This is a genomic window from Bacteroides sp. AM37-9 (assembly GCF_003603455.1).
Lineage (GTDB): Bacteria > Bacteroidota > Bacteroidia > Bacteroidales > Bacteroidaceae > Bacteroides > Bacteroides xylanisolvens.
In genome coordinates, this window is sequence record NZ_QTNF01000027.1 from 36,213 (window position 1) to 50,360 (window position 14,148).

A 14,148-nucleotide genomic window follows, 5' to 3' on the forward strand; every position below is an offset into this window, starting at 1 on the left:
ACTCTCTTATGCTTTTATATAGGCACAAATACAGGCCGTTTTGTCAAAACAGATAGATAGATCTTTCATTAAAGTAGATAGCAGGGTTGGCATTACGTTAAATAGCAAAACTACCATTAAAACGAATGGCGGAGCTTCACTAAAGCTAAAAATAGACTTTTCATTAAAATGAATGGAAGGATCGTTGGTAAAAACCCTTTCATTAAAATAAAAGAGAATCTTTAGTAAAGCAAATAGCAGCCCTTTCTAAAATCAACGCTATGAAATCGGTGGAATTTGTATAACTAGCGTAACCCGCATCTCAATAATATCATTATATAGATGATTGTATTATTGATAGGGCTTTTCATACGATACCAACCGCAATTAATGGAATTATTTCTTTTGTTTATTCTGCAACTCTAACAGATATTTAAAAGTATGCTTTGCCTCCTGACTATCATCTTTCAAATATGCTTGTTTCAGTTCCGGATAATTCTTCAATAATTGCAGCATTCTATCTTTCCCCAGAAAGTCGACTTTTCCCGTTTCACCATTCAATTCATAGCAAACACGTTTTGTAACCAGACTTGAAGCGGCAAGAGCATCGCCTATATTTCCTCCTAGTTTTACATCATCTTCTTCCACAAAGTTGCCTCCGATGACTGATCCTAAAGGCATTGCACAAAAATAGATGTTTTTACCTAACTGAACAGCAGGAGCATACCATGCTCCAAAACGCAATTTCTTATAGCGCAACTTACGACAGTTCAAATATAAATTTCCTTTTTCGTCACGCACAGCAAAACAACGCTTCTTCAAACGCCGGCACATCGACTCGTCATCACCAGCCGTTATCCGGTAATCAGCCCCTCCTGTTAATACAATCTGATTTCTGGAACGTTTTTCTACACGCAACACATCAGTGGTATCGCCATGTTGAGTCAGCAACTCTTTCAGGTTGGAATAAATAATATTCTGCGCAATTAACGGAAGGCTAATCACGCTTATCAGCAAACATAAGATACATCCTTTCTTCATAAGCATCCTCCTTTCCTGTCTAACGCCTTTTCGAGTGGAAAGTTATAAATTTTAGCGGATAAATGCAAGAATGAGAAAAGAAATATTGAAAATTTCTTCCAGCTAACAACAACATTATCAGAACGAGTTATAATCCAAGCCCACACATCTTCCTACTTCCGTTAATAAACAGTAAATCTACTCTTAACAAAAACAAGCTCCTATCCCGACCGTTATGAATTATATTACCTTTGCGCAAAAGATTTAAAGTTGTCATGGAAAAACTAGAACAGGTCATTACCACATATCAGCAAATCATTCAGAAAACAGAACTGGAGTTACAGAATGCACGAAAACGTATCTATTATATAAGTCTTCTTCGACTTATCTTATTCGTAGGAGCCGTAGCAAATGCCATTATTTTTTGGTCTGACGGTTGGCTATGCCTCTCTGCATTCGCTGTCCTACCCTTTATCTTATTCATTTGGTTAGTAAAACGCCATAATTTCTGGTTCTACCGGAAAGACTTTCTGAAAAAGAAAATAGAAATCAACGAGCAGGAACTACGTGCCATGCAATATGATTTTTCCGATTTTGACGATGGAAAAGAATTCATTAACCCGTCTCACCTCTACACTCTTGATCTGGATGTATTTGGCGAGCACTCTCTTTTCCAATATATCAACCGCACCGCAACCCCTATCGGCAAGCAACATCTCGCAAATTGGTTCAATGCACATCTGGAGAATAAAGAAGCTATTGACCACCGCCAGGAAGCCATCCGGGAACTCTCCACCGATTTGGAATATCGCCAACAAATCCGCTTACTCGGATTACTCTATAAAGGAAAACCTGCCGATACCACCGAAATCAAAGAATGGGCAGCCAGTCCGAGTTATTATCGAAAACGTACGCTCCTGCGTATCCTCCCAATAGCAGTTACCGTCATTAATTTCTTATGTATAAGTCTAGCCATTTTAGGCATTATCTCGGCTAACATCGCAGGAGGAGTATTTGTCAGCTTTGTATTATTCAGTACTATTTTCTCTAAAGGAATCACTAAACTGCAAACAACCTACGGAGAAAAGCTGCAGATTCTTTCGACATACGCTGACCAAATTCTGCTCACTGAACAAAAAGAAATGCACAGTCATATACTGCAAGAGTTAAAAACGGACCTTACAAGTCAAAATCAAACCGCTTCTCAAGCAGTCCGCCAGCTTTCTAAACTGATGAACGCACTCGACCAACGAAGCAATCTGCTCATGAGTACTATACTCAACGGACTGATATTTTGGGAGCTACGACAGGTGATGCGAATCGAGAAGTGGAAAGAGATTCATGCCTCCGACCTACCCCGATGGATAGAAACAATCGGAGAAATAGATGCCTATTGTTCCCTGGCAACATTCGCATATAACCATCCGGATTATATTTACCCCACTATCGCTGCTCAATCTTTCCACCTACAAGCTGAAGCCTTGGGGCATCCCCTAATGGATCGCAACCAATGTGTGCGTAACGGAATAGACATTGAAAAACGTCCTTTCTTTATTATAATCACAGGCGCCAATATGGCAGGCAAGAGTACTTATTTACGTACTGTAGGAGTAAACTATCTACTGGCATGTATAGGAGCTCCCGTTTGGGCAAAGCAAATGAAAATATATCCGGCCCGTCTCGTTACCAGCCTTCGAACCAGTGATTCCCTAGCTGACAACGAATCTTATTTCTTTGCAGAACTCAAGCGACTTAAATTAATCATAGACAAACTTGAAGCCGGGGAAGAGCTTTTCATCATCCTTGATGAAATACTGAAAGGCACCAACTCCATGGACAAACAGAAAGGCTCTTTCGCCCTTATCAAACAATTCATGCACATGAACGCCAACGGTATCATCGCCACCCATGACTTGTTATTAGGGACTTTAATAGAGTCCTTCCCACAAAATATCCGAAATTACTGTTTCGAAGCCGACATTACCAACAATGAACTCACCTTCTCATATCAAATGAGAAACGGAGTTGCTCAAAACATGAACGCCTGCTTCTTAATGAAAAAAATGGGGATCGCCGTCATTAACGACTAATCCCCATCTTCGTATGAAAATCAAAGTTATCTTTTACAGTAACATCTAAAACCTGTTTTATTTAGTAGCAGCAAACTCAATATAAAGTTTCAAACTGCATAGTTTTAATGTGTCGGAAAAAACAAAGTCAAACAGGTGTTATAGATATATACTTATTGTATTTTACTTTTCGACAAAAAAGCGACTATCGCAGAAGCTTTTTCATTAGTGAAATACTGCACCGATGTTATTGGCTGATACGTGTAAGGTACAAATTGGAATAACTGTACAGCTGCAAACTTTTTATCAGCAGAAAGTATCACATCCATACGTATATTACCACTAGCCTCGCTTTTTATTTTCGAATCAGCGGAGAATGAACCCGAATTTACAAGATTTTTCAAAGCATCCATATGCTTCAAATCAAAGAATACACTATGCTCTTTAGCCACACTTTTTGTTGGTAAATAAACAACCTCCTTTGATTTCCAGAAAAGACGGAAAATTCCGATAAGGAATAAACCTGTCCCCAAAACCATCAAAGCCATACTGGTTGTAGAAGACTTGTCATCCAATTCGAATGTTGAAGCAAAAGCTAAAATACCAATCAATAACATAACAGAAGAGATTAAAACTCCTGAAACACTTATGCGTTTAGCGATATCGGGGTGTGTAGATGCGAATATAGTAGCATCAATCGTTTGAGTAGTTGCCATAATATTTAAAGTTTAATTTATTAGTAAAAATATAAAGATAAAAAGAAGTAGTATCACCAGTATACAGAAGATACCAGTAACCACAAAATAAACAATACCAATAAATATACTGCTAAATAATTATACGCCTCAAGGTGTATACATAGTATTCACTCGATGGCTGGCAATAATAGGAAGTTGTTGTATCATAAATCCGCCCCCAGTGTTGTGATAGTGAGCTATCACGATCAGCACAACCTTGTAGCGCATTCTTTAAAGAAAAGAAATATTCTCCAAGCTGTACACGTTGAATACGTGTCACAGATATTTGATGGCTCTGCAAATTGGTCAATTCAGCCACAGGCTTACCCGGAAGATCGGGTGCACAGATTTCCCCACGCTGCCCCATAGCATATGTAATATCACACCCCTGCTTATCCACCATTCTTTCGGTAGAGACATTGCCTGCTATGCTATGAAAAGCAACTGTCAGCAACAGAAACAATATTACCTTTACAAATTTTGCCATATTCACCTGCAAATATAACAGATTCTCTCTATGAAAAGTTTAATTAGGATATATTTTAATGTATCTTAGTATTAATAAACGGCAGACAAACAAAAAAGGCTACCTTCGAAGGTAGCCTTTTTTATATCTATAAGAATAACTGTAAAATTATTCAGCCGATTCAGCTTTTGGTTCTTCAGCCTTAGGAGCTTCAGTTGCAGGAGCTTCAACAGCAGCAGGAGCAGCTTCAGCAGCTTTCTTCGAACGACGAGTACGAGTAGCTTTCTTAGCAACTTTTTCCTTAGCCATGTTTTCATTGTAGTCAACCAACTCAATAAAGCACATTTCTGCGTTGTCACCCAAACGGTTACCAGTCTTGATAATACGAGTATAACCACCCGGACGATCAGCAATCTTAACAGAGATTTCTTTGAACAACTCTGTTACTGCAATCTTATCTTGCAAGTTGCTAAATACAACACGACGAGAGTTCGTAGTATCTTCTTTAGACTTAGTAATCAAAGGCTCAACAAACTTCTTCAAAGCTTTCGCCTTTGCAACAGTCGTAGTGATTCTTTTGTGCTTGATCAAAGAGCAAGCCATGTTAGATAACATAGCGCTTCTATGAGAAGCAGTACGACCTAAATGATTGAATTTTTTATTATGTCTCATTTTTTATTCTTTATCTAATTTATATTTAGAAATGTCGGTTCCAAACGACAGATTCAGACTTTCCAGCAAATCATCAAGCTCGGTAAGCGATTTCTTTCCGAAGTTTCTGAATTTCAGCAGGTCAGTTTTGTTGAATTGTACCAAGTCGCCGAGAGTTTCTACGTCAGCAGCCTTCAAGCAATTGAGGGCACGAACTGACAAGTCCATATCAACGAGTTTAGTTTTCAACAGCTGACGCATGTGCAAAACTTCTTCATCAAACTCTTCATTGCCGTCAGTATCATTACTTTCAAGCGTGATCTTCTCGTCAGAGAACAACATGAAGTGATAAATCAGAATTTTTGCAGCTTCTTTCAGCGCTTCTTTCGGGTGTATAGAACCGTCGGTACTAATTTCAAGCACTAGCTTTTCGTAGTCAGTCTTCTGTTCTACACGGAAGTTTTCTACAGCATACTTGACATTACGTATCGGTGTATAAATAGAGTCGATTGGAATTACATTAACATCCGTGCAATACTCGCGATTTTCATCAGCAGGTACATAACCACGACCTTTGTTAATGGTAATATCAATCTGCATAGTTGACTTAGAATCTAAATGACAAATAACTAATTCCGGATTTAACACTTCAAATCCAGTCAAATACTTACCTATGTCACCTGCTTTAAATTCACTGGAATTCTCGACAGTGATGCTCACTTTTTCGCTCTCGAACTCTTCAACTACTTGCTTGAATCTCACTTGTTTCAGATTCAAGATAATGTTGGTAACATCCTCTTTTACTCCAGGTACACTAGAAAATTCATGCTCCACACCATCGATTCTGATAGTAGTGATAGCAAAACCCTCTAATGAAGAAAGAAGGATACGGCGTAATGCATTACCTACAGTAATACCAAAACCCGGTTCCAACGGACGGAATTCGAATTTACCGAATCTGGAGTCCGCCTCCAACATTAATACTTTATCAGGTTTTTGAAATGCTAATATCGCCATGAAATTAATTATTATTTAGAATACAATTCAACGATCAAATGTTCTTTAATGTTCTCAGGAATGTCTGCTCTTTCAGGTATGTGCAACATTTTACCAACCTTTGAAGCCTCGTCCCATTCCAACCAAGCATACTTGCTGTGATTGAAACCTGCAAGAGAATTAGCAATTACTTCCAAAGACTTAGATCTTTCACGAACACCAATCAATTGTCCTGGTTTTACTGCAAATGAAGGAATGTTTACTACTTCACCATCTACAGTGATGTGCTTGTGACTAACCAACTGACGAGCAGCAGCACGTGTAGGAGCAATACCCAAACGGAATACTACGTTGTCAAGACGGCCTTCCAGCAATTGAAGAAGTACCTCACCGGTAATACCTTTAGCAGTAGCTGCTTTTTCAAACAAATTGCGGAATTGTTTTTCTAAAACTCCATAGGTGTATTTAGCTTTCTGTTTTTCACGAAGTTGCACACCGTATTCAGAAGTTTTTCTTTTTCTTGAATTACCATGTTGTCCGGGAGGATAGTTCTTCTTTGACAAAACTTTGTCAGCTCCAAAGATTCCTTCACCGAATTTACGGGCGATTCTCGATTTTGGTCCAGTATATCTAGCCATTTCTTTTAAATATTTAATTGTTTATTCATGAACTCAATTTGTTGCAGCCGCGATTACAGAGAGAAATTAATGTAATCCAAAAACAAAATCAAGATCATTGTGTAAGTTAAAGGTAAATTAAACTCTACGTCTTTTCGGAGGACGACAACCATTATGTGGAAGCGGAGTCACGTCAATGATTTCAGTAACTTCGATACCAGCACCGTGGATAGTTCTAATAGCAGACTCACGTCCGTTACCTGGACCCTTCACATATGCTTTTACCTTTCGCAGGCCAAGATCGAATGCAATCTTTGCACAATCCTGGGCAGCCATCTGAGCTGCATAAGGAGTATTCTTTTTAGAACCTCTAAATCCCATTTTACCAGCAGATGACCAAGAGATAATCTGCCCTTCACTATTTGCAAGAGAAACAATAATATTGTTGAAAGATGAATGAACATGCAACTGTCCATTAGCGTCTACTTTCACATTTCTCTTTTTAGCTGCAACTGTTTTTTTTGCCATATCAACAATTATTATTTAGTAGCTTTTTTCTTATTAGCAACGGTTTTCTTTCTACCCTTACGAGTACGTGCATTGTTCTTAGTGCTCTGACCTCTAACAGGCAGACCAATACGGTGACGTACACCACGATAGCAACCAATATCCATTAATCGCTTAATGTTCAATTGGATTTCAGAACGAAGATCACCTTCTACTTTATACTCTGCACCGATAATCTCACGAATCTTAGCAGCTTGATCATCTGTCCAGTCTTTAACCTTCAGATCTTTATCTACACCAGCTTTATCTAAAATTTTTGCTGAACTACTGCGACCTATTCCATATACATAGGTCAACGCAATTTCACCTCTTTTGTTCTGAGGTAAATCTACACCAACTATTCTTATAGCCATATACTAAATTATTTTTTTTGCAAAAATAACAAATTATCCTTGACGTTGTTTATACTTAGGATTTTTCTTGTTAATAACATACAAACGGCCATTACGTCTAACGATCTTACATTCTGGCGTGCGTTTCTTTAATGATGCTCTTACTTTCATATCTTATTTTATTTATATCTAAACACAATTCTTCCTTTCGATAAGTCGTAAGGAGACATTTCGACTCTCACTTTATCTCCCGGCAGGATCTTGATGTAATGCATCCTCATCTTGCCTGAAATATGTGCGGTAATCTCATGTCCGTTTTCTAATTCAACACGAAACATTGCATTTGACAATGCTTCAACTATAACTCCATCTTGTTCTATTGCAGATTGCTTTGCCATATTATATTGCTTTATCTCCTAAAACTTCTTCTATGAATTTGAATGAAGACAAAATATCAGCTTCACCAGCTCCAACAGCTATCGTATGCTCAAAATGTGCAGCACATTTACGATCTCTGGTCCTCACAGTCCATCCGTCACTTTCCATTATCACTTGTCGGTCTCCCAATGTTATCATCGGCTCTATCGCTATGCAAAGGCCTCTTTTCATCAATGGTCCATATCCTCTTTTACCATAGTTAGGAACCTGAGGATCTTCGTGCATCTCTTTACCGATGCCATGGCCAACAAACTCACGCACTACACCATAAGAATGAGACTCACAATATTGCTGAATAGCATATCCGATATCACCAATTCTTTTACCTTGCACTGCGTTCTGGATGCCAATATATAACGCTTCTTTAGTTACCTTCAACAAGTTACGAATCTCTTCGTCTACCTCTCCTACACAAAAAGTATAAGCAGAATCACCACAGAAACCATTCATGTAAGTTCCGCAATCCACTGATACGATATCACCATCTTTCAGTACGATATCCCCTGGGATTCCATGTACCACCTGTTCGTTGACAGAAGTACAAAGAGATGCGGGAAATGGTTCTCCATATTGATTCGGAAATCCTTTGAAAGTTGGAGTTGCCCCATGATCTCTAATGAACTCTTCAGCAACTTTATCCAACTCACGTGTAGTTACACCAGGCTTCACCAGTTTGGCAACCTCTGCAAGAGTTTTACCAACAAGCAGGTTACTCTGACGGAGCAATTCTATTTCATCTTCTGTTTTAAGAAATATCATTTCTAATCTAAAGAATTAATATGCCGCTACACCAGCGCGTCCTTTAATACGACCAGATTTCAACAGACCATCATAGTGTCTCATCAACAAATGACTTTCAACCTGTTGCAGAGTATCAAGAACAACACCTACAAGAATTAACAAAGATGTACCGCCGAAGAATTGAGCGAATCCTGCTTGCACTCCGAATACACCGGCAAAAGCAGGCATAATAGCAACTAAAGCCAAGAAGAAAGAACCCGGCAAAGTGATACGAGACATTATATCATCAATATACTCTGCTGTTTTCTTTCCCGGTTTAATACCAGGGATGAAACCATTATTTCTCTTCATATCCTCAGCCATCTGAGTCGGATTAATTGTAATTGCAGTATAGAAATACGTAAATAATATAATCATTACCGCAAAGACAAAATTATACCAGAAACTTGTATGATCTGTAAACGCATGCAAGAAACCGCCTGCATCATTTACATTTGAAAAACCGATAAATGTAATTGGAATAAACATGATTGCCTGAGCAAAGATGATAGGCATAACACCGGCAGCATTCACCTTTAAAGGGATATACTGTCTAGCACCACCATATTGCTTGTTACCAACGATTCTTTTTGCATACTGTACAGGAATCTTTCTTGTACCTTGCACCAAAAGAATAGCAGCGCCAATCACTAATAATAAGAATACGATTTCAATTATAAACATAATCAGACCACCGCTCTTATTTGCTACTCTGGACACAACTTCTTGCAACAAAGCATCAGGGAAACGAGCGATAATACCAATCAAGATGATAAATGAAATACCGTTACCAATACCTTTATCAGTAATTCTTTCACCAAGCCACAAAATAAACATACTACCTGCTGCCAAAATAATGGTAGAGGTAACCATAAACAGAGTCCAATCTAATGAAGCATTTAAGGAAGGGCCAGCCTGCATTTTAAGATTGAGCAAATAAGAAGGGGCCTGAACTAACAATATAGCAATCGTCAAGTAACGAGTATATTGATTCATTTTTCTTCTGCCGCTCTCACCTTCGCGTTGCAACTTCTGGAAATACGGTACAGCGATTCCCAATAACTGGATTACGATAGATGCAGAGATATAAGGCATGATTCCTAATGCAAAAATAGAGGCATTAGAAAATGCTCCTCCAGAGAACATATTTAACAAGGCTAAAAGGCCTTCACTTGTTTGTTCGTGCAATTTCGCCAGCATCGCCGGATTGATACCCGGTAATACGACATACGATCCGAAACGGTAAATTGCCACGAACAATATGGTGATGAGGATCCGCTGTCTCAGATCCTCAATCTTCCATATATTCTTTAATGTTTCAATAGCTTTTCTCATTGAATCAGAGTTTTACTACAGTTCCACCAGCAGCTTCGATAGCAGCAGTTGCAGTCTTAGAGAATGCATGAGCTTCTACTTCCAGCTTGTTAGTCAGAGTTCCGTTACCCAATACTTTTACCAACTGATTTGAAGAAATAAATCCTGCTTCGATAAAGTCGTTTACACCAACTTTTGTCAAGCTCTTAGCTTCAGCAAGTTTCTGGATAGTATCCAGATTGATAGCTTTATATTCAACACGATTGATATTCTTGAAACCAAATTTAGGAACTCGACGTTGAAGAGGCATCTGACCACCTTCAAAACCGATTTTCTTAGAGTATCCAGATCTTGATTTAGCTCCTTTATGACCTCTTGTAGAAGTACCACCTAAGCCAGAACCAGCACCACGTCCAATTCTTTTTCTTGTCTTAGTAGATCCCTCAGCAGGTTTTAAATTACTTAAGTTCATATTGTAATTTCGTTTTATTATTCAACAAATAATTACTTAACAATGGCAACCAAGTGTTTTACTTTATCTACCATTCCAAGAATTGAAGGAGTGCTTTCGTGTTCAACCACACGGTTCAGTTTACGAAGTCCCAGTGCGTCAAGAGTTCTTTTCTGATCAGCTGGAGCACCAATTCTACTTTTAACTTGTTTAATCTTTATAGTTGACATATCTCCTCCTTATCCTCTAAATACTTTTTCAACACTAATACCTCTGTTCTGAGCAACCATTCTTGCATCACGCATTTCACTCAAAGCTTCAATTGTAGCTTTAACAAGGTTATGCGGATTCGAAGAACCTTTAGATTTAGCCAAAACGTCAGTAACACCAACACTTTCCAATACAGCACGCATAGCACCACCAGCTACAACACCGGTTCCGTGAGATGCAGGTTTGATGAATACTTCAGCACCACCAAATCTAGCTGATTGTTCATGAGGAACAGTACCTTTTAAAATAGGTACTTTCACCAGATTCTTTTTAGCTGACTCAACACCTTTAGCGATAGCAGCTGTTACTTCACCTGCTTTACCAAGTCCCCAACCAATGATACCTTCTTCGTTACCTACAACAACGATTGCAGAGAAACTAAAAGTTCTACCACCTTTGGTAACTTTAGTAACACGATTAATAGCAACTAATCTATCTTTCAGTTCTATATCGTTAGTAATCTTAACTCTATTATTAACTCCTGCCATAATGATTAAAATTTAAGTCCACCGTTACGAGCAGCATCAGCTACTTCTTTTACTCTCCCATGATACAAGTAACCATTACGGTCGAAAACAACAGTAGTTATACCTGCTTCCTGAGCCTTTTTAGCAATCATTTCACCAACTTTAGCAGCTTGTTCTTTTTTAGCGACTTTCTCAGTCAAACCTAAAGAAGAAGCAGCAGCCAGTGTCTTACCAGAAAGATCATCGATAATCTGGACATAAATTTGCTTGTTACTTCTAAATACACTCATACGCGGACATTCAGTAGTACCTGAAATTTTGTTGCGTACTCTATATTTGATCTTAACTCGTCTTTCTATTTTTGTTGTCATAATAATCTAATTTTATATGAATTACTTAGCGCCGGCTGATTTACCAGACTTTCTACGAATTACTTCGCCAACAAACTTAATACCTTTACCCTTGTATGGTTCAGGCTTACGGAAAGAACGTATTTTAGAGCAAACTTGACCAAGCAATTGTTTGTCACACGATTCCAATATAATAAGAGGATTCTTATTTCTTTCAGACTTCGTTTCAACTTTTACCTCAGCAGGTAATTGAATGAAAATATTGTGTGTATAACCTAAAGCCAGCTCAATGATGTTACCTTGGTTTGAAGCACGATAACCTACACCTACAAGTTCCAGTTCTTTCTTGTAACCTTCAGATACGCCCACAACCATGTTGTGAACCAATGAACGATACAAACCGTGGAAAGCATGTTTCTGCTTCGGGTTATCAAGCATTTCTTTATCGTTTTCTGTTAAAGTTACGTGTCCGTCTTCAATAGTAACATTGATAGCAGGATTCACATATTGGCTCATTTCGCCTTTGGGTCCCTTTACGGTAACCACATTATCCTTCAGAGTGATTGTCACTCCAGCAGGGATACTAATGGGTAATTTTCCTATTCTTGACATTCTAATTCCTCCTAATTAATATACATAACACAAGACTTCACCACCGATTTTCAGTTCTGCAGCCTCTTTGTTAGTCATTACACCTTTGGAAGTAGATATTATAGCAATACCCAGCCCATTAATAACACGCGGCATATCTTTGTAACCAGTATACTTACGCATACCCGGAGAAGATATTCTTTCTAACTTTTTGATTGCGTTAACTTTGTTAACAGAATCATACTTCAAGGCAACCTTAATAGTTCCTTGAGGACCATCTTCTACAAACTTATAATTAAGGATGTAGCCTTTTTCAAAAAGAATCTTAGTGATTTCTTTTTTCAAATTCGAAGCGGGAACTTCAACAACTCTGTGCTTTGCACCAATCGCGTTCCGCAACCTCGTTAAATAATCTGCTATTGGATCAGTCATATAAAAATAAATTAAATTAATCAGGACTACCCTGACAATATTTAAACAATAATTACCAGCTTGCTTTTTTTACGCCTGGGATCAGTCCGTTAGATGCCATCTCACGGAATTGAATTCTCGAAATTCCGAATTGACGAATATAACCTTTAGGACGACCAGTCAGTTTGCAACGGTTGTGCATACGAATTGGATTAGAATTCTTTGGCAACTCTTGCAACTTCTGTGCAGCTTCGAAAGCATCAGCAGGATCACCTGTTCTTACGATTTGCTTCAAAGCAGCTCTTTTCTCGGCGTATTTGGCTACTAATTTAGCACGCTTTACTTCACGTGCTTTCATTGATTCCTTTGCCATATCTATTAGTCTTTTTTAGCGTTTTTAAAAGGTAAACCGAATTCCTTCAGCAAAGCATAACCTTCTTCATCTGTTTCCGCAGAGGTTACAAAGGTAATATTCATTCCGAGAATTCTTGTAATACTATCGATATTTATTTCAGGGAAAATGATTTGTTCCTGAATACCAAGGGTATAGTTACCTTTACCATCAAACTTACTTTCGATACCTTTGAAGTCACGAATACGAGGAAGAGCTACACGAACCAATTTTTCAAGGAATTCGTACATTCTTTCACGACGTAAAGTTACCATAACACCAATCGGCATTTTTTTACGCAACTTAAAGTTTGCGATATCTTTACGAGAAATGGTAGCTACAGCTTTTTGACCTGTAATAGCTGTCATTTCATTGATTGCTACTTCGATAATCTTCTTATCAGCAACAGCCATACCTAATCCCTGATTGATTACAATCTTCTTAAGTACGGGTATCTGCATTGTAGAAGAATACTGGAACTGTGATTTCAATGCAGGTGCTATACGCTCTGCATATTCTTTCTTAAGACTAGCAGTATTACTCATTACTTAATCTCCTCTCCTGATTTTTTAGAATAACGCACTAAAGTTCCTTCCGAACTCTTTTTTCTCCCAATACGCGTTGCTTTACCAGTTTTTGGATCAACCGGGTTCAAGTTTGAAATGTGGATAGAAGCTTCTTGCTTCACAATACCACCTTGTGGATTCTTTGCATTCGGCTTTGTGCTTTTAGATACCATATTGATACCTTCAACAAATGCACGTCCTTCTTTAACAAGAACCTTCAATACACGACCAGTTTTGCCCTTATCTTCACCAGCATTTACGTAAACTGTGTCGCCTTTTTTAATATGTAATTTACTCATTACTTAAATCTTTTACAAATTAAAGTACCTCAGGCGCAAGTGACACAACTTTCATGTTTGTAGCACGAAGTTCTCTTGCTACAGGACCGAAAATACGACTACCTCTAATTTCACCTGCATTATTCAACAACACGCAAGCATTATCATCAAAACGTATATAAGAACCATCAGGACGACGGATTTCTTTCTTTGTACGTACAATCAAAGCCTTTGATACTGCACCTTTTTTAACATCACTAGAAGGGATAACGCTCTTCACTGAAACTACAATGACATCCCCCACTGAAGCATAACGACGACCTGTCCCCCCCAAAACGCGGATACACAACGCCTCTTTCGCTCCACTGTTATCACATACTGTAAGTCTGGATTCTACTTGTATCATA

23 protein-coding genes are annotated in these 14,148 nt (G+C 38.3%); 1 reads left to right on the forward strand and 22 read right to left on the reverse strand.

Annotated features, from left to right (window positions below; translation table 11 throughout):
• Positions 1–375: 375 nt before the first annotated feature.
• Positions 376–1,020, reverse strand: a complete 645-nt coding sequence (locus DW862_RS17470; protein ID WP_165861942.1) for a DUF6563 family protein — start codon at positions 1,018–1,020, stop codon at positions 376–378.
• Positions 1,021–1,274: 254 nt separating this feature from the next.
• Between DW862_RS17470 and DW862_RS17475 the strand changes: the two genes are divergently transcribed.
• Positions 1,275–3,089: a MutS family DNA mismatch repair protein gene (locus tag DW862_RS17475; RefSeq protein WP_120069627.1), complete on the forward strand. Its 1,815-nt coding sequence runs from the start codon at positions 1,275–1,277 to the stop codon at positions 3,087–3,089.
• A gap of 152 nt (positions 3,090–3,241) precedes the next feature.
• Here the strand turns inward: DW862_RS17475 and DW862_RS17480 are convergent, their stop codons facing one another.
• The 21 genes from DW862_RS17480 to rplN form a co-directional block, all read right to left on the reverse strand.
• The gene (locus DW862_RS17480; RefSeq protein ID WP_004313460.1) at positions 3,242–3,784 is read right to left on the reverse strand and encodes a hypothetical protein; all 543 of its coding nucleotides are present in this window, start codon (positions 3,782–3,784) and stop codon (positions 3,242–3,244) included.
• A gap of 112 nt (positions 3,785–3,896) precedes the next feature.
• Positions 3,897–4,292: a hypothetical protein gene (locus tag DW862_RS17485; RefSeq protein WP_120069630.1), complete on the reverse strand. Its 396-nt coding sequence runs from the start codon at positions 4,290–4,292 to the stop codon at positions 3,897–3,899.
• Between the two features lie 147 nt (positions 4,293–4,439).
• On the reverse strand, positions 4,440–4,943 hold the full coding sequence (gene rplQ, locus DW862_RS17490) for a 50S ribosomal protein L17 (protein WP_004313458.1): 504 nt from the start codon (positions 4,941–4,943) through the stop codon (positions 4,440–4,442).
• A gap of 3 nt (positions 4,944–4,946) precedes the next feature.
• A complete protein-coding gene (locus DW862_RS17495) occupies positions 4,947–5,939 on the reverse strand; it encodes a DNA-directed RNA polymerase subunit alpha (protein WP_004296325.1) in 993 nt (330 codons plus the stop codon).
• Between the two features lie 11 nt (positions 5,940–5,950).
• Positions 5,951–6,556 carry a 30S ribosomal protein S4 gene (gene rpsD, locus DW862_RS17500; RefSeq protein ID WP_004296326.1) on the reverse strand — a complete coding sequence of 202 codons (606 nt, stop codon included), beginning with the start codon at positions 6,554–6,556 and terminating at the stop codon, positions 5,951–5,953.
• 117 nt (positions 6,557–6,673) lie between these two features.
• Entirely contained in the window at positions 6,674–7,063 is a 390-nt protein-coding gene (gene rpsK, locus DW862_RS17505; RefSeq protein WP_004296327.1) for a 30S ribosomal protein S11, read from the reverse strand.
• Between the two features lie 11 nt (positions 7,064–7,074).
• Positions 7,075–7,455 (reverse strand): 30S ribosomal protein S13, encoded by a 381-nt coding sequence (rpsM, locus tag DW862_RS17510; protein WP_004296328.1) that lies wholly within the window; start codon positions 7,453–7,455, stop codon positions 7,075–7,077.
• Between the two features lie 33 nt (positions 7,456–7,488).
• A complete protein-coding gene (gene ykgO / locus DW862_RS17515) occupies positions 7,489–7,605 on the reverse strand; it encodes a type B 50S ribosomal protein L36 (RefSeq protein WP_002558051.1) in 117 nt (38 codons plus the stop codon).
• A gap of 8 nt (positions 7,606–7,613) precedes the next feature.
• Positions 7,614–7,832 (reverse strand): translation initiation factor IF-1, encoded by a 219-nt coding sequence (infA, locus tag DW862_RS17520; RefSeq protein WP_002558052.1) that lies wholly within the window; start codon positions 7,830–7,832, stop codon positions 7,614–7,616.
• A gap of 1 nt (position 7,833) precedes the next feature.
• Positions 7,834–8,631 (reverse strand): type I methionyl aminopeptidase, encoded by a 798-nt coding sequence (gene map / locus DW862_RS17525; RefSeq protein ID WP_008023041.1) that lies wholly within the window; start codon positions 8,629–8,631, stop codon positions 7,834–7,836.
• A gap of 15 nt (positions 8,632–8,646) precedes the next feature.
• The gene (gene secY / locus DW862_RS17530) at positions 8,647–9,987 is read right to left on the reverse strand and encodes a preprotein translocase subunit SecY (protein WP_004310881.1); all 1,341 of its coding nucleotides are present in this window, start codon (positions 9,985–9,987) and stop codon (positions 8,647–8,649) included.
• Between the two features lie 4 nt (positions 9,988–9,991).
• Complete coding sequence (gene rplO, locus DW862_RS17535; RefSeq protein ID WP_004310882.1) at positions 9,992–10,438, reverse strand: 50S ribosomal protein L15; 447 nt, start codon at positions 10,436–10,438, stop codon at positions 9,992–9,994.
• A 32-nt stretch (positions 10,439–10,470) separates the two neighbouring features.
• Positions 10,471–10,647 carry a 50S ribosomal protein L30 gene (gene rpmD, locus DW862_RS17540; protein WP_004296332.1) on the reverse strand — a complete coding sequence of 59 codons (177 nt, stop codon included), beginning with the start codon at positions 10,645–10,647 and terminating at the stop codon, positions 10,471–10,473.
• 9 nt (positions 10,648–10,656) lie between these two features.
• Positions 10,657–11,175 carry a 30S ribosomal protein S5 gene (gene rpsE / locus DW862_RS17545; RefSeq protein ID WP_004296333.1) on the reverse strand — a complete coding sequence of 173 codons (519 nt, stop codon included), beginning with the start codon at positions 11,173–11,175 and terminating at the stop codon, positions 10,657–10,659.
• Between the two features lie 5 nt (positions 11,176–11,180).
• Complete coding sequence (gene rplR / locus DW862_RS17550; protein WP_004310883.1) at positions 11,181–11,525, reverse strand: 50S ribosomal protein L18; 345 nt, start codon at positions 11,523–11,525, stop codon at positions 11,181–11,183.
• Between the two features lie 21 nt (positions 11,526–11,546).
• Entirely contained in the window at positions 11,547–12,116 is a 570-nt protein-coding gene (gene rplF / locus DW862_RS17555) for a 50S ribosomal protein L6 (RefSeq protein WP_004310884.1), read from the reverse strand.
• 15 nt (positions 12,117–12,131) lie between these two features.
• Complete coding sequence (gene rpsH / locus DW862_RS17560) at positions 12,132–12,527, reverse strand: 30S ribosomal protein S8 (protein ID WP_004296336.1); 396 nt, start codon at positions 12,525–12,527, stop codon at positions 12,132–12,134.
• Positions 12,528–12,579: 52 nt separating this feature from the next.
• A complete protein-coding gene (rpsN, locus tag DW862_RS17565) occupies positions 12,580–12,879 on the reverse strand; it encodes a 30S ribosomal protein S14 (protein WP_004310885.1) in 300 nt (99 codons plus the stop codon).
• A 5-nt stretch (positions 12,880–12,884) separates the two neighbouring features.
• Positions 12,885–13,442 carry a 50S ribosomal protein L5 gene (gene rplE / locus DW862_RS17570; protein ID WP_004310886.1) on the reverse strand — a complete coding sequence of 186 codons (558 nt, stop codon included), beginning with the start codon at positions 13,440–13,442 and terminating at the stop codon, positions 12,885–12,887.
• Complete coding sequence (rplX, locus tag DW862_RS17575; RefSeq protein WP_004296339.1) at positions 13,442–13,762, reverse strand: 50S ribosomal protein L24; 321 nt, start codon at positions 13,760–13,762, stop codon at positions 13,442–13,444. The genes rplE and rplX overlap by 1 nt, the downstream gene beginning before the upstream one ends.
• Positions 13,763–13,781: 19 nt before the next feature.
• Positions 13,782–14,147, reverse strand: a complete 366-nt coding sequence (rplN, locus tag DW862_RS17580; RefSeq protein ID WP_004296340.1) for a 50S ribosomal protein L14 — start codon at positions 14,145–14,147, stop codon at positions 13,782–13,784.
• Between the last annotated feature and the right edge of the window lies 1 nt (position 14,148).